We start from the raw sequence: 14,824 nt of genomic DNA on the forward strand, positions 1-14,824 counted from the left end.
ACTTCTCTTTGATATAAAGGGACTTATGCTTGATGGGTGCAATTTAAGGAGCTAATAAAGCTATGAGCAAAATCTTCCAAGATAACTCTTACACTATCGGTAACACCCCTCTGGTACGTCTTAATCGTATCGGCAACGGCAACATTCTGGTCAAGGTTGAGTCACGTAATCCAAGTTTCAGCGTCAAATGCCGTATCGGCGCGAATATGATCTGGGATGCTGAGAAGAAAGGTTTGCTCACCAAAGACAAAGAACTGATTGAACCGACTTCAGGTAACACCGGGATCGCCCTCGCTTATGTAGCCGCCGCTCGCGGTTACAAACTGACGCTGACCATGCCCAATACTATGAGTCTGGAGCGTCGCAAACTGCTGAAAGCGCTTGGGGCCAATCTGGTACTGACCGAAGGCGCGAAAGGCATGAAAGGTGCCATTGAAAAAGCCGAAGAAATACGCTTAACCGATCCAGATAAGTACATCATTTTGCAACAATTCTCAAACCCGGCGAATCCAGAAATTCATGAAAAGACCACCGGTCCAGAAATCTGGAATGATACCGACGGTAAAGTCGATGTAGTCATTGCCGGTGTGGGTACTGGCGGTACTATTACAGGGATCAGTCGCTATATCAAAAAGACCCAAGGCAAGGCAATTACCTCAGTTGCCGTAGAACCTGCAGAGTCACCAGTGATCACTCAAACACTGGCAGGCGAACCGGTACAACCCGGACCACATAAAATCCAAGGGATAGGTGCCGGTTTTATTCCTGGCAATCTGGATCTGGAGCTGATTGATCGAGTGGAAACCGTTACTTCCGAAGACGCCATTGCCATGGCACATCGACTGATGAAGGAAGAAGGCATTCTAGTGGGGATTTCCTCAGGCGCCGCAGCGGTTGCCGCCGTGCGACTGGCAGAACTGCCTGAGTTCAAGGATAAAACCATAGTAGCAATTTTGCCTTCAGCAGCAGAACGGTATCTGTCTTCTCCGCTGTTTGTCGGACAGTTTAGCGATCTGGAAAATCAGCAGTAATCCCCTCTTTACACGTTCTGATAAAAACCCGCCTTTTAGCGGGTTTTTATTTTCTTTGAGCTTAATATGTCATCATGGCTTACGGGCTAATAAGGTGGCAAAACGTAACTTGATATAGTTACCTTGCTCATCACGCTTGTGTAGCTCACCAACGTTCTCATTGTATTTAATGATGTCCCAACCAGCATAATAGTTAAGCAACTCATTGGCTTTAAAGGTGAAAGGAAACCCTACGGTACACGGAAAATCCTCGGTATCCATGGCTGACACGATCAGATTAACGCCCCCCGGCAGCGTATGTTGCTGCATCTGCGCTATCAAGCCCGGTACTGTTGCCGGTGGCAGAAACATTAAGACGACCGTGGATAGAATGAAATCAAATGCACCTTGGATCTGTAATTCGGTCAAGTCCTGCTGGCTGGCACGGATACCACTTAACTGTTCATCAGCAATCAACCGTTGCAGGTAGGCAACGCTCTCACTGTTACGGTCATAGCCTGTGACATCAAAGCCGTGCAAATGCAGATACAGGCTATTGCGTCCATGTCCACAACCCAGATCCAATGCTGTGCCAATCCGCAAATGCGGCATGGCAGCCACCACTTCCGAGTGGGTTTTGCTGAGATCGTACTGTTTTTTGAGGTAATACTCTTCAGGCGCACAGAAAAAACTCAGTTGGCATTCGATGTCGTTTGACATCGATGCAATCCGATGCCATTGCTGCGGTGCAATCATCGGTGGTTGTTGTTCTACATCAAACACCAGAGATTCACTTACCGTACCCGACTCTGTGAGCAGTTCAAACGTCAGTTGACCCTTGATTATTTTTAGTTGAGCCCAAGTGCCGGCCTGAGTGTTGTGACACTGCTTAAAAACATCAGGCACGGTATCTTTATGCCATAATGGCAACGTTTTATAGCAAAGCAACTGTTCCATGGGATCCTCTTGTCCTACTTCAGTGCGCAATCAATAGCACCTTAAAAAGCACAAAGCCAGTCCCTAGGACTGGCTTTTAATGCAGACTGACTCGCCGAGTAACGGTTAGGCGGCTGGCGTGGCTTCTACGGCTTTCGTCCGTACAGTGGTGGTTTCACCTTCTAACACTTTATCGCTATTTGAACCGATCTCTATCTTACGCGGTTTCATCGCTTCAGGGATTTCCCGAACCAAGTCGATATTCAGCAGGCCGTTTTCCAGGTGAGCACCTTCTACAGTGACGAAGTCTGCGAGCTGGAAGGTTCGTTCAAATCCACGTTCAGCAATTCCCTGATACAGGTACTGACGCTCGGTTTGCTCGGTATTCTTGGTGCCTTTTACCAGCAGTTTTTCACCTTCACTGGTGATCTCCAGCTCATTCATCGCAAACCCGGCAACTGCCATGGTAATACGGTAGTGGTTTTCGCCCAACAGCTCGATGTTATAGGGAGGATAACCGGCATTGCCATTATTATTGGCAGCCAGTTCAGCTAAACGGGCAAGACGATCAAAACCAATAGCGCTGCGGTAAAGTGGAGTCAAATCATAGTTACGCATAGTCATATCCTCGTAAGCAATATGTAAAGTTAACGGGCCGAACCATTCGCACCCGGTTTACGGCGACCGCCCAATGGCGCGGTCTGTATCGGCAATATTATTTTACCGCCGATAGCAACTAGATAAGGTCGTGGGACCCGTTTTCAAGGGGGATAATGCTCAAAAGGTCAATATTTATACAAAGCACATAACCATGGGAATGGTATGTCATTTCTATTTTTTAGGATTAAAGAGGCGAATTTTACTGCTTTATATCAGACTATATCGTTAATACACTTAACCTCTCGGCAATAAACGTAAGGGGGACTCATGGGATTACTGCAGCAAGGCCAATGGGTTGATCAATGGTATGACACGGGCAAGTCTGAAGGTAAATTCGAACGAGAAGCAGCGCGCTTTCGCCATTGGGTGACAGCCGATGGCAATGCTGGCCCTACGGGTGATAGCGGTTTTAAAGCAGAAGCCGGTCGTTACCATCTTTATGTTTCGCTCGCCTGCCCTTGGGCGCACCGCACGTTGATTTTCCGCACATTAAAGAATTTGGAATCCCTGATTGCCGTAACGGTCGTCGAGCCACACATGTTGGAAAATGGTTGGGAGTTTGCAGGTTCCAAACAAAGCCACAATGCGCGACACATTCATGGCGCCGAAGCCGATCCGTTGTATGGCAAAGACTATCTGTATCAGCTTTATCTGCAAGCGGCGGCAGATTATTCCGGACGAGTCACAGTTCCAGTGCTGTGGGACAAACAGCAAAATACTATTGTCAGTAATGAATCCGCGGATATTATCCGTATGTTCAATAGCGCCTTTAACCGCCTGACGGGGAACTCGCAGGATTATTATCCTAAGCCACTGAGATCAGAGATAGATGCCCTGAACGAACGCATTTATCACAATATCAACAACGGGGTGTATCGGGCAGGATTTGCCTCTAGCCAACAGGCTTACGAACAGGCATTTGACGATGTGTTTAATACTCTTGATTGGCTGGAACAACGTTTATGTGAACAACGTTATCTAACGGGCAGCCAACTTACCGAGGCCGACTGGCGCCTATTTACTACATTGATCCGCTTTGATGCGGTATACCATGGGCATTTCAAAACCAATCGCCAGCGCTTGGCAGATTATCCGCAGCTATCGGCATACTTGCGCGATCTTTACCAACAACCGGGTGTCGCTGCCACGGTGAATTTTGAGCACATCAAACAGCATTATTACTATAGCCACGGTGAAATTAATCCCACACGCATAGTGCCTAAAGGCCCACTACAGGATTTTTCGCTGCCACATCAACGCCATCGACTGGACAATTGAGTCTACTCAGGGGTGACCCCGTAAAATTCGGCTAATTGCTGCAGTTGGGTATCATTATCCAGTGACAGTTGCCACCGCACAGCACCTGCATCAGCCAGCAGTAATCTGGCTGATGCTAACAAGCGAATATCTTCTGCCAGAACTGTCATCACAACCGGTGATGACTGCAATCGCACCTGCAGTTCACGCGAGTTGAGAATCAAGCGCCCACCCGAGAAGTTCAGATTCACTGTGACAGTTCCTTACATTTTTGACATCCAGATAAACCAGCGAATATTGCATGATAACGCTGACAGTAACTGCCCAAGCAACTGCTCGGCATTATAATGGTCCGTTTTGTAAAATAACAGATAAGCCGCCAGCATATGGAGGTTGTCTGTTGCTGATGATTTATAAGGAATCTGCCTTGTTGTTAATACCTATTCTACGGCGGCTTGGTGCCATACTGACACTACTGCTGTTAGTCACTCCAGGTGCTCATGCCGTTACCGACAGCTTCAGCTATGCCAATATTCAAGATGTACAAACAAGGCATATCGATCTGCAACTGGCACTCGACTTTGACCATCAGCAGATCCTTGGCGTCACCACGCTGACACTGCATTGGTCCAAGCCAGGTGCATCACTGGTACTTGATAGCCGCGATCTCACGATCACCAATGTTGAGGGACTTGATCTACATGGCCGCTGGCAACCACTGGCCTTTACACTCGCGGCAAAAGACCCGGTACTGGGCCAAAAGCTCACCATAGACACCAATAAGCTGAAGCCACTTAAAGTGCGTATCAGCCATGCCAGTGCCGCCGCTGCCAGTGGACTGCAGTGGTTAACTGCCGCCCAGACACTAGGCAAGCAACAACCCTTTATGTTCAGTCAGAATGAAGCCATTCATGCACGGAGTTGGTTACCGCTGCAGGACACCCCGTCGATCCGCGCCAGCTATAATGCCACAGTAACCGCGCCCAAAGGCCTGACAGTGCTAATGAGTGCCGACCGCCACCCAGTAAGCGACACGGTGACCCGCTTTGAGATGCCACAGGCAATCCCGTCATACTTGATCGCCATCGCTGCCGGGAACCTCGCCTTTGCCGCGTTTGATGCCCGCTCGGGAGTATGGGCGGAACCCGAACAACTAAAACAAGCACAGTACGAATTTGCTGATACCCCTAAAATGATCAATACGGTCGAGCAGCGCTATGGTCGTTATCGCTGGGGACGTTACGATTTGTTAATTCTGCCGCCAAGTTTTCCTTTTGGTGGTATGGAAAATCCCAAATTGTCCTTTATTACGCCGACCATTATCGCCGGAGATCGCAGTCTGGTCAGCGTTATCGCCCATGAACTGGCGCACTCTTGGTCCGGAAATCTGGTAACCAATGCCAGTTGGCAAGATTTGTGGCTCAATGAAGGTTTTACCAGTTATGTTGAAAATCGGGTAGTAGAAGATCTTTATGGTAGCGAGCGAGCCAAAATGGAGCTGGCGATTGCTTATGGTGAACTACAAAAAGAGTTGCCAACACTGCCCACAGCCCTAACGGCACTGCATGCCGATCTCAAAGACAGCGACCCCGATACGGCTTTTAGTGGCATTCCTTACACCAAGGGACAACTATTCCTGCTATTTCTGGAGCAAAAATTTGGCCGTAAGCATTTCGATACTTTCGTAAAACAATATTTTGCCCATTTTGCGTTTGGCAGTATTGATACCAATAGCTTTGAGCAATATCTGCAACAACACCTGTTGGCGCTATATCCTAATGTTGTCAGCCAACAACAAATACACACCTGGCTATACGGCACCGGCTTACCCGAGTTCACACCAGTCCCTCAATCAGATGCCTTCAAAGTGGTAGATGCTGCCAGAAATGCCTGGTTAAGTGGTACGCCACTGCCGCAACTGGCTACACAAGAATGGAATGCCCAGCAATGGCTGCATTTCTTGCAGCAAATGCCAGCCGCAACCAGTCAACAGCCACTGACAAGCGCACAGTTACAAGCGCTAGATAAACAGTTTAATTTCAGCACGACCGGTAACGATGAAATTGCGTTTTCCTGGTTTTCACTGGCATTGGATTACAACGATTTTGCGGTTAAACCAGCGCTAGGCCAATATTTGCAACGCATTGGTCGCTTACGCTTGGTGTTACCCCTGTACGAAAAGCTCGCCAAATCACCAGAGAGAGCCTGGGCAGCAAGAATATTCTCACAGGCCAAAAGCGCTTACCATCCGTTGACAAGCAGCAGCATTGCACCGCTATTTCAATAACGTTTACCACCGCAAAAAAATAAAGCCCGTCATCACGACGGGCTTTATGTAAATCTGGTCTGGGTCTTGGTGAAAATCTCTCATGTTGCCAAAATGTATTAGACCTATGCTTGCAAATTCACTTTTTTTCAATATGATGAATTTCTGTCCATCTGGACGAGAACCCCTACCTTACAAGGTGATAAGCCGCAATGGCCGGGTTCAGGGTGGCGAGGATTACCCTCCTTGCCGATGATTAGAGCGATTACCGTCGCTGTAAAAGTTACTGTTTACCGTAACGGTATCTTATTTTTTTAAGGAAATAACAATGGAGATGCTTTCCGGCGCCAGCATGATCGTGCGATCACTGATCGATGAAGGCGTTAAACATATCTTTGGCTACCCTGGTGGCTCCGTTCTGGACATCTACGACGCACTACACGAAAAATCGGATATTGAACATATTTTGGTTCGTCATGAACAGGCGGCGGTGCATATGGCTGATGGCTATGCACGTGCCACTGGCAAAGTAGGTGTAGTGTTGGTCACCTCAGGCCCAGGTGCAACCAATGCCATCACTGGCATTGCCACCGCTTACATGGACTCCGTCCCACTGGTGGTTCTTTCAGGTCAGGTGCCAAGCAATCTGATTGGTAACGACGCCTTTCAGGAGTGCGACATGATCGGCATCTCGCGGCCAGTGGTGAAACATAGTTTCTTGGTGACGGATCCGAAAGAAATCCCCAATATCATCAAGAAAGCGTTTTACATTGCCGCCACTGGCCGTCCCGGGCCGGTGGTGGTAGATCTGCCGAAGGATTGCCTAAATCCGGCGCTCAAATACGAATACCAGTACCCCAAACACGTTAAACTACGGTCTTATAATCCGACCATTTCTGGTCACAAAGGCCAGATCCGGCGGGGATTGCAAGCACTGCTGGAAGCCAAAAAACCAGTACTGTACGTGGGCGGTGGAGCCATCATTGCTGAATGTGCACCGCAAATCCGCACATTGGCGGAAAAACTCAATTTGCCAGTAGTCAATACACTGATGGGGTTAGGCGCATTTCCGGGAAGTCACCCACAGAACTTAGGGATGCTGGGCATGCATGGGGTGTATGAAGCCAATATGGCAATGCACAACAGTGACCTGATCTTCGGTATTGGTGTCCGTTTTGATGACCGTACCACCAATAATGTTGCCAAATATTGCCCCAATGCCACCGTGATGCACATTGATATTGATCCCTCATCTATCTCTAAGACCGTGCATGCCGACATCCCGATTGTGGGCTCTGCAGACAACGTATTGGACGAGATGCTGGAGCTACTGCGGGAATCGGAACTGTTCCCCGCACAGGATGCAGCCGCGCTGGAGAACTGGTGGCAGCAGATCACGGGTTGGCGTGAGCGCCATTGTCTGAATTATCAGAAATCCAATGAGCGCATCAAACCGCAACAAGTGGTAGAAGTGTTGTACAAGCTAACTCACGGTAATGCTTATGTGGCATCCGATGTCGGCCAGCACCAAATGTTCGCCGCCCTCTATTATCCGTTCGATAAGCCTCGGCGTTGGATCAACTCCGGCGGGCTCGGCACTATGGGTTTTGGTCTACCGGCCGCCATGGGCGTCAAGATGGCGTTGCCAGATGAAACCGTGGTGTGTGTTACCGGTGATGGTTCAATTCAGATGAATATCCAGGAGCTGTCAACCGCCTTACAATATGGGGTTCCGGTCAAAATCATCAATCTTAACAACCGTTTTCTGGGTATGGTTAAGCAGTGGCAGGACATCATCTATGCTGGTCGCCATTCTCAGTCTTACATGGACTCAGTACCTAACTTTGCCAAAATTGCCGAGGCCTATGGTCATGTGGGCATGACTATCAGCAATCCGGCCGAATTGGAAAGCAAACTGGCCGAAGCGCTGGCAATGACCGACAAACTGGTATTTGTCGATATCAGTGTTGATGAAACGGAGCACGTCTACCCGATGCAGATCCGAGGTGGCGCGATGAGTGACATGTGGCTGAGCAAAACGGAGAAATGCTGATGAAACGCCGAATTATTTCTGTATTGATGGAAAACCAGCCGGGCGCTTTGTCACGAGTTGTCGGCCTATTTTCCCAACGCGGTTACAACATTGAAACCTTAACCGTTGCGCCAACTGACGACGCCACCTTGTCACGGCTAACGGTGACAGTATTTGCCGATGAATCGATTCTGGAACAGATAGAAAAACAACTACATAAGTTGATTGACGTACTTAAAGTGTCCAATATCACCGAATCCAGTTACGTTGAACGCGAGCTGGCGTTAATCAAAGTGAAAGCCACTGGTGACACCCGCGATGAAGTCAAACGTACTGCCGATATTTTCCGTGGTCAGATTGTTGATGTCACGCCAACGTTGTATACCATTCAGATGACCGGGACCAGCGAAAAACTGGATGCCTTCGTACAATCATTATCGGAAACGACGAAAGTGGTAGAAGTTTCTCGCTCTGGCATTGTCGGCCTAGCACGTGGCGATAAATCAATGAGAGTATAGGATTTATTTTTATCAAGTCGCCATTATTCAAAAGCTCCTCTAGGAGCTTTTGTCATTTTCTCAACGCAAAAAAGCAAAATATTTCCAGTTGTCACATAGCTGTCATTTAGCAATGTTAAAAATTGCACCGTCAATTAACCAAACGACGGAAAGTCACTTTTTAGGATTGCTATATGAACAACTTGCTTAAAGGCGCCCTGTTAGGTTGTACCATTGCCGCATCAGCTTCTGTATATGCAGATACTGTTATCAACGGTGCCGGTGCTACCTTCCCATACCCTGTCTATGCTAAGTGGGCAGAGCAATACAATAAGGAAACCGGTGTTAAGTTGAACTATCAGGCTATCGGTTCTGGTGGTGGTATCAAACAGATTATCGCCAAAACGGTAGACTTTGGGGCTTCTGATGCACCACTGGACAAGGAAAAACTGGACAAAGAAGGTTTGGTACAGTTTCCAGCCGTAATGGGTTCAATCGTGGCCGTTGTTAACCTGCCTGGCATTAAGGCTGGTGAGCTGAAACTGACAGGTGAACTGCTGGCAGACATCTACCTGGGCAAAGTGAAAAGCTGGGATGACAAGGCAATTGCCGAGCTGAACAGCGGCGTGAAACTGCCTCATACTCCAATTTACACCGTGCACCGTTCAGACGGTTCAGGTACCACTTACAACTTCACTGATTATCTGGCACGCGTAAGCAGCGACTGGAAGTCAAAAGTAGGTGTTGATAAAGAAGTTGCTTGGCCACAGGAAGCCCATCAGCTGGGTGGTAAAGGTAACGCCGGTGTCGCTAACTTCGTTAAACGTACCAAAGGCTCTATCGGTTACGTTGAATATGCTTACGCGAAAACCAACGATCTGGCCTATACCCAGATGAAAAACAAAGATGGCAAGTTTGTTATGCCAACAATGGAAGCATTCCAGGCCGCTGCCGCTAACGCAGACTGGGCTAATGCTCCTGGCTTCAAACTGATCCTGAACGACCAGCCAGGTGCCGCTTCTTGGCCAATGACTGCAGCAACCTTCATTCTGATGCACAAATCTCAGGCAAATGAAAATACTGCCAAAGAAGTGCTGAAGTTCTTTGAATGGAGCTATGCAAATGGTGACGCGCTGGCCTCTCAGTTGGAATACGTACCAATGCCAGATAACGTTGTGAAGATGGTTGAAACCATGTGGCACAGCGATATCAAAACAGCCGGTGGCAAAGCTGTTTACTAAGTGTTATTCGAATCGAGCCCTCGCCTCTGGCGGGGGCTTAGCCATTTCTAAAAAAGTTGTGACTTTATGACTGCAATATCGTTAAGAGCACTTCCTTGGCAAGGTGACGATCTGTTTCGTCGGGCTTGCCTCACCAGCGCGGGACTGATTTCCGTGCTGATGTTTGCCATTCTGCTGTCGCTGTGTATTGGCGCTTGGCCAGCGCTGGAAAAATTTGGTGTGGGCTTTTTCTTCAGCAGCGAATGGAATCCAGTGACCAAAGAGTTTGGTGCAGCCAATGCACTGTACGGCACACTGGTATCGTCTGTCATTGCCGTTTTTCTCGCGCTCCCCGTTGGCCTTGGCATTGCGATTTTTCTATCTGAACTCTGCCCTGTTTGGTTATCTCGGCCCCTGTCTATTGCGATAGAACTGCTAGCAGCGGTCCCGAGTATTATTTACGGTATGTGGGGGCTGTTTGTCTTTGCTCCTTGGTTTTCTGAAGGTTTTCAGGTGTGGGCCGGAGAGCATCTGTCCGAGTTACCCATCATTGGTCAACTGTTTAGTGGCCCGCCTATGGGGGTCGGTCTGTTAACCTCTGGCATCATCCTGGCATTTATGATCCTGCCAATCCTGACCTCGTTGATCAAAGAAGCGCTGTCAACAGTCCCCAAAGTGTTACGTGAAGCCACTTATGGTATTGGGGCCACGCAGTTTGAAGTAATTATCAAGGTACTGTTGCCAGCCATTAAAGGACCGATTTTTGGTGCCTTAATCTTGGCATTGGGGCGAGCACTGGGCGAAACCATGGCGATCACCTTTGTGATAGGTGGCGCCCAGAGTATTGAATCCAGCCTGTTTATGCCGGCAACCTCGATTTCGGCCACAATTGCCGAACAATTCAATGAGGCAACCGGTGATATGCACATCTCAGCCTTAATCGGACTGGGTCTGGTGCTGTTTATGATCACCTTTATCGTGATGGGCACCGCCCGCGTGCTGCTGCGGAGGAAAGCTCAATGATCCGCAAGTTTAAAAATCAGTTGTTCCGCGCCATGTGTGTGCTGGCTACCTTAATAGGACTGGGCATTCTGGTGATCATTCTGTTTACCCTGTTTCAAAAAGGGATGGCGGGTATGAGTTGGAGCCTGTTTACAGAAGTCACTCCCGGCCCTGGCGGCGAAGGCGGACTGGCCAACGCCATTGTTGGCAGTCTCATCATGACACTGTTAGGGATTGTTATTGCGGCCCCCATCGGTATTCTCGCCGGAACTTGGTTAGCGGAGTATGGGCAGCACTCTAAAACCGCTGACACTATCCGTTTTCTTAACGGTATGTTGATGAGCGCACCGTCCATCCTCATCGGTTTGTTTGTTTATGAGATGGTGGTGGTATTTATGGGCCACTTCTCGGGTTGGGCCGGTGCTATTTCGCTGGCGATTATCGCATTACCAGTCATCATCAGCACCACTGAAGAGATGTTGAAACTGGTGCCCATCACCTTGCGTGAAGCGGGCGCAGGTCTTGGTACTCCACGCTGGAAGGTGACCGTTAAACTAAGCTATCGCGCTGTCAGCACCGGCATTATCACCGGCATTCTGTTATCGGTAGCCCGTATCAGTGGTGAAACTGCCCCACTGCTATTTACCGCACTTAACTCCAGTTTTATGACAGTGAATCCTAACGAACCGATGGCAAACCTACCGGTGACCATTTACCAATTTGCAATGAGTCCTTATGACTCCTGGAACCAACTGGCCTGGTCAGGCGCACTGCTGATCACTATGGCTATTTTGTTTTTGAACATTATTTCTCGGGTACTGCCCCAGTTGAAAAAGCGGAGGTCGTGATGAGTCTGGTCGCGCAATTAAAAGATTATCAACAACCCCAACAGGTAAAACCGCTAGTACAGCGGATGGATATCAGGGATCTGAACTTTTACTATGGCAAGGACAAGCAGGTGTTGTTTGATGTCAGCATGCCGATTTATCAGAATCGCGTCACCGCGATGATTGGTCCGTCCGGCTGTGGCAAATCCACGCTGTTGCGTTGTCTTAATCGTATCTATGAGCTGTATCCACATCAGTATGCCGAAGGCAATGTCATGCTGGGTGAACTCTCAGTATTGGACAGGAAAGTAGACCTGAACGATCTACGTGCCAAAATCGGCATGGTATTCCAGAAACCCACGCCATTTCCCATGAGCATTTATGACAACATCGCCTTTGGGATCAAGCTGTATGAGCGGCTGTCCAAGAAAGATATGGACCATCGCGTTAAAGAAGCGCTACAGCAAGCGCAGTTATGGAATGAAGTAAAAGACAAGCTACACAGCGAAGCATCTGGCCTTTCTGGCGGTCAGCAACAGCGTTTGTGTATTGCTCGCACTATTGCCCTAAAACCCGATGTGATCCTGATGGATGAGCCCACCTCAGCCTTGGATCCCATTGCGACCCAAGGCATTGAAGAGCTTATCACCGAGCTGCGTAAGGAATACACTATCGTAATTGTGACTCACAATATGCAGCAGGCCGCCCGTATTTCTGACTTCACGGCATTTATGTATCTTGGCGAGCTGATCGAGTTTGGTGAAACCAAACAGGTGTTCCAGAATCCGGTGAATGACCGCACCCGCAAGTACGTTAGCGGTACTTTCGGTTAACGGTGAGTTAAGTGTGTAAAAAGGCCCTGCGGGCCTTTTTAGATTCGATTTAAAGCTGCCAAATAACGCGCCGACACCGAGGCTGGCGTCATACTCGAACCAAAGCCATTATTGCAGCAGTTGGTCTGCCACAAACGGATTGCTCTGGCGCTCTTCCGCAAAAGTTGACATCGGCCCATGGCCTGGAACAAAGCGGGTATCGTTCCCCAACGGCCACAGTTTATGGCTAATTGAATCGATCAACGCTTGATAACTAGAACCAGGGAAGTCAGTACGGCCGATAGAACCCCGGAACAAGACATCCCCCACAAAGGCTAATTTGTCTGCCTCAGACCAAAAAACCACGTGACCCGGTGTATGTCCGGGACAATGAAACACCTTCAGCACGCTGTTACCAACGGTAACTTCATCACCATCTTGTAGATATTGGTTGGGCTCAAATGCCGCACTCGCCGGGAAGCCGAATTTTTGGCTCTGAATAGGCAGTTGCTCTAACCACATTTTGTCAGCCACATGTGGACCGATAATCGGCAACCGCTGCTGTTCAGCCAGCTTAGCGGCGCCACCAACATGATCGATATGTCCGTGCGTCAGTAAAATCTTTTCCAGCGTCAGTCCATGTTCACGCACAGCATCGAGGATCCGGTCAATGTTGCCACCGGGATCGATCACTGCGGCTTTCAGCGTCTGTTCACACCAGACAAGGCTGCAGTTCTGTTGGAACGGCGTTACGGGAATTATTTGATATTTCATATAGTTGTTACTCTCAGGCTGGTTTTATCTGTCCATGATAAACATTGCCATCATCGATCAATTACCAGCAATAAAATTTGATCCGAGCCATAAAAGCTATGAGCGATTGCCAGTTTAGCTTTTCCCGTCAATGAAAGCGCGAGCAAATTACTTTTTGGGCATCCTAAGGGGCATTTTCATTGTACAATCGCTCAAAAATTTTGCTAAAGATGACCATGATGGACAATATTACACAACTCGAAGGAATGCGATGCCATAAGCATTATTTCAGCTTACCCTTAGACTATTCCGCGCCCCAGGGACAAACCATTCAAGTGTTCGCACGCGAACTGCAAGGGTTACAACCAGGCGCACAAAATCTACCATTGTTATTATATTTTCAAGGTGGGCCAGGTTTCGCCGCGCAGCGGCCATTAGCCAACGGTGGCTGGATAAAACGCGCCCTACAGCAATATCGAGTACTGCTGCTAGATCAACGCGGCACTGGTTTATCATCACCCGTCAGTTACCGGACGTTGGCTGGGTTAACTGCCGTCCAACAGGCACAATATTTGAGCTATTTCCGTGCTGACAATATCGTACGGGATGCCGAAGCTATTCGTCAGCAGCTCAGCCCGCAAGCGCCCTGGAGTGTACTCGGTCAGAGCTTTGGCGGTTTCTGCATCCTACGTTACCTCAGCGTCGCGCCCGAAGGACTGCAACAAGCCTTTATTACCGGCGGTATTCCTTCGCTGACGCGCAGTGCCGATGAGGTCTATCGCGCCACTTATCAACGGGTTTTAAGCAAAAACCGCGAGTTTCAACGCCGCTTCCCTGATGCGCCAAAGTTACTCAACACACTGGCTGCGCACTTGAGACAACATCAGGAATACCTGCCCAATGGCGATCTGCTGACGGTAGAAATGCTGCAACTGCTGGGGATCCATCTTGGCATGATGCAAGGGCCTGAAGCCGTCTATTACTTGCTTGAACAAGCGCTGGTATCGGGAGTCAATGGCAGCACTCTCAACCCGCTATTTGCCGAGCACTTCACCCAGATGTTGAGCTATCACACCAATCCGTTATATGTGCTGTTGCATGAAGCCATCTATTGCCAGCAAACATCATCGGCGTGGGCCGCCCATCGTCTACGTGCTGAATATCCAGAATTTTCGCCGGAAGCTGACGAGCTGCTACTTACCGGTGAAATGGTATATCCGTGGATGCTGCAACAGATAAGCAATTTGCGTCCTTTGCAAGAATGTGCCGAATTGCTGGCCAGCAAGCAGGATTGGCCGACACTCTATAATCTGCAACAGCTTGCGGCTAATAAAGTACCGGTGGCTGCCGCTATCTACAGTGACGACATGTATGTGGAGCGGAAATTCAGCCTGGAAACTGCCGCGCAGGTTGCGAATCTCCGTTATTGGCTGACTTCCGAGTACGAGCACAATGGCATTCGTATCGACGGCGAACATATATTGGAGCGGTTAATAGCGCTGAATAACGGCTCACAGTTGCGCTGATTTCAGTTCTGCTTAATTAGGCAACG

At 48.9% G+C, this 14,824-nt stretch carries 14 protein-coding genes; 10 read left to right on the top strand and 4 right to left on the bottom strand.

Annotated elements, in window-relative coordinates:
• The first annotated feature begins 62 nt into the window (after positions 1-62).
• Positions 63-1,031: a cysteine synthase A gene (gene cysK / locus IE064_RS11030; protein WP_189617869.1), complete on the top strand. Its 969-nt coding sequence runs from the start codon at positions 63-65 to the stop codon at positions 1,029-1,031.
• Positions 1,032-1,103: 72 nt separating this feature from the next.
• Here the strand turns inward: cysK and tehB are convergent, their stop codons facing one another.
• Together tehB and IE064_RS11040 are read right to left on the bottom strand one after the other, a co-directional pair.
• Positions 1,104-1,967, bottom strand: a complete 864-nt coding sequence (gene tehB / locus IE064_RS11035) for an SAM-dependent methyltransferase TehB (protein ID WP_189617870.1) — start codon at positions 1,965-1,967, stop codon at positions 1,104-1,106.
• Between the two features lie 105 nt (positions 1,968-2,072).
• On the bottom strand, positions 2,073-2,564 hold the full coding sequence (locus tag IE064_RS11040) for an Hsp20 family protein (protein ID WP_133039965.1): 492 nt from the start codon (positions 2,562-2,564) through the stop codon (positions 2,073-2,075).
• A 309-nt stretch (positions 2,565-2,873) separates the two neighbouring features.
• On the opposite strand from IE064_RS11040, the gene IE064_RS11045 reads away from it, so the two are divergent.
• Positions 2,874-3,884: a glutathione S-transferase family protein gene (locus IE064_RS11045; protein WP_189617871.1), complete on the top strand. Its 1,011-nt coding sequence runs from the start codon at positions 2,874-2,876 to the stop codon at positions 3,882-3,884.
• Between the two features lie 2 nt (positions 3,885-3,886).
• Here the strand turns inward: IE064_RS11045 and IE064_RS11050 are convergent, their stop codons facing one another.
• Positions 3,887-4,114 (bottom strand): DUF3389 family protein, encoded by a 228-nt coding sequence (locus tag IE064_RS11050; RefSeq protein WP_133039963.1) that lies wholly within the window; start codon positions 4,112-4,114, stop codon positions 3,887-3,889.
• A gap of 155 nt (positions 4,115-4,269) precedes the next feature.
• On the opposite strand from IE064_RS11050, the gene IE064_RS11055 reads away from it, so the two are divergent.
• From IE064_RS11055 to pstB, 7 genes are all read left to right on the top strand, one after another.
• Positions 4,270-6,150 carry a M1 family metallopeptidase gene (locus tag IE064_RS11055; protein WP_229800000.1) on the top strand — a complete coding sequence of 627 codons (1,881 nt, stop codon included), beginning with the start codon at positions 4,270-4,272 and terminating at the stop codon, positions 6,148-6,150.
• Positions 6,151-6,457: 307 nt separating this feature from the next.
• The gene (locus IE064_RS11060) at positions 6,458-8,182 is read left to right on the top strand and encodes an acetolactate synthase 3 large subunit (protein ID WP_189617872.1); all 1,725 of its coding nucleotides are present in this window, start codon (positions 6,458-6,460) and stop codon (positions 8,180-8,182) included.
• Complete coding sequence (gene ilvN, locus IE064_RS11065) at positions 8,182-8,679, top strand: acetolactate synthase small subunit (RefSeq protein WP_189617873.1); 498 nt, start codon at positions 8,182-8,184, stop codon at positions 8,677-8,679. Before IE064_RS11060 ends, ilvN begins: the two co-directional genes overlap by 1 nt.
• Before the next feature lie 173 nt (positions 8,680-8,852).
• The gene (gene pstS, locus IE064_RS11070; RefSeq protein WP_189617874.1) at positions 8,853-9,899 is read left to right on the top strand and encodes a phosphate ABC transporter substrate-binding protein PstS; all 1,047 of its coding nucleotides are present in this window, start codon (positions 8,853-8,855) and stop codon (positions 9,897-9,899) included.
• A 66-nt stretch (positions 9,900-9,965) separates the two neighbouring features.
• Positions 9,966-10,901, top strand: coding sequence for a phosphate ABC transporter permease subunit PstC (pstC, locus tag IE064_RS11075; protein ID WP_189617875.1), 936 nt, complete (start codon positions 9,966-9,968; stop codon positions 10,899-10,901).
• Positions 10,898-11,728, top strand: coding sequence for a phosphate ABC transporter permease PstA (gene pstA, locus IE064_RS11080; protein WP_189617876.1), 831 nt, complete (start codon positions 10,898-10,900; stop codon positions 11,726-11,728). The genes pstC and pstA overlap by 4 nt, the downstream gene beginning before the upstream one ends.
• Positions 11,728-12,540: a phosphate ABC transporter ATP-binding protein PstB gene (pstB, locus tag IE064_RS11085; protein WP_189617877.1), complete on the top strand. Its 813-nt coding sequence runs from the start codon at positions 11,728-11,730 to the stop codon at positions 12,538-12,540. Before pstA ends, pstB begins: the two co-directional genes overlap by 1 nt.
• A 108-nt stretch (positions 12,541-12,648) precedes the next feature.
• Here pstB and IE064_RS11090 read toward each other — a convergent pair whose 3' ends face one another.
• Entirely contained in the window at positions 12,649-13,293 is a 645-nt protein-coding gene (locus IE064_RS11090; RefSeq protein WP_133039956.1) for an MBL fold metallo-hydrolase, read from the bottom strand.
• A 218-nt stretch (positions 13,294-13,511) separates the two neighbouring features.
• Here IE064_RS11090 and IE064_RS11095 point away from each other — a divergent pair, with 218 nt between their 5' ends.
• Positions 13,512-14,798 (top strand): alpha/beta fold hydrolase, encoded by a 1,287-nt coding sequence (locus IE064_RS11095; RefSeq protein ID WP_373295264.1) that lies wholly within the window; start codon positions 13,512-13,514, stop codon positions 14,796-14,798.
• Positions 14,799-14,824 lie beyond the last annotated feature (26 nt).

Origin of the sequence: Shewanella fodinae, assembly GCF_014651955.1 — a bacterium.
Lineage (GTDB): Bacteria > Pseudomonadota > Gammaproteobacteria > Enterobacterales > Shewanellaceae > Shewanella > Shewanella fodinae.

What these genes read in the sequence shown, in the direction of transcription:
- IE064_RS11055 (WP_229800000.1), top strand. Translation starts at nt 4,270, where the DNA reads ATGATTTATAAGGAATCTGCCTTGTTGTTAATACCTATTCTACGGCGG.
- pstC (WP_189617875.1), top strand. Translation starts at nt 9,966, where the DNA reads ATGACTGCAATATCGTTAAGAGCACTTCCTTGGCAAGGTGACGATCTG.
- pstB (WP_189617877.1), top strand. Translation starts at nt 11,728, where the DNA reads ATGAGTCTGGTCGCGCAATTAAAAGATTATCAACAACCCCAACAGGTA.
- IE064_RS11040 (WP_133039965.1), bottom strand. Translation starts at nt 2,564, where the DNA reads ATGCGTAACTATGATTTGACTCCACTTTACCGCAGCGCTATTGGTTTT.
- IE064_RS11060 (WP_189617872.1), top strand. Translation starts at nt 6,458, where the DNA reads ATGGAGATGCTTTCCGGCGCCAGCATGATCGTGCGATCACTGATCGAT.
- IE064_RS11095 (WP_373295264.1), top strand. Translation starts at nt 13,512, where the DNA reads ATGGACAATATTACACAACTCGAAGGAATGCGATGCCATAAGCATTAT.
- IE064_RS11045 (WP_189617871.1), top strand. Translation starts at nt 2,874, where the DNA reads ATGGGATTACTGCAGCAAGGCCAATGGGTTGATCAATGGTATGACACG.
- ilvN (WP_189617873.1), top strand. Translation starts at nt 8,182, where the DNA reads ATGAAACGCCGAATTATTTCTGTATTGATGGAAAACCAGCCGGGCGCT.
- pstA (WP_189617876.1), top strand. Translation starts at nt 10,898, where the DNA reads ATGATCCGCAAGTTTAAAAATCAGTTGTTCCGCGCCATGTGTGTGCTG.
- pstS (WP_189617874.1), top strand. Translation starts at nt 8,853, where the DNA reads ATGAACAACTTGCTTAAAGGCGCCCTGTTAGGTTGTACCATTGCCGCA.
- cysK (WP_189617869.1), top strand. Translation starts at nt 63, where the DNA reads ATGAGCAAAATCTTCCAAGATAACTCTTACACTATCGGTAACACCCCT.
- tehB (WP_189617870.1), bottom strand. Translation starts at nt 1,967, where the DNA reads ATGGAACAGTTGCTTTGCTATAAAACGTTGCCATTATGGCATAAAGAT.
- IE064_RS11090 (WP_133039956.1), bottom strand. Translation starts at nt 13,293, where the DNA reads ATGAAATATCAAATAATTCCCGTAACGCCGTTCCAACAGAACTGCAGC.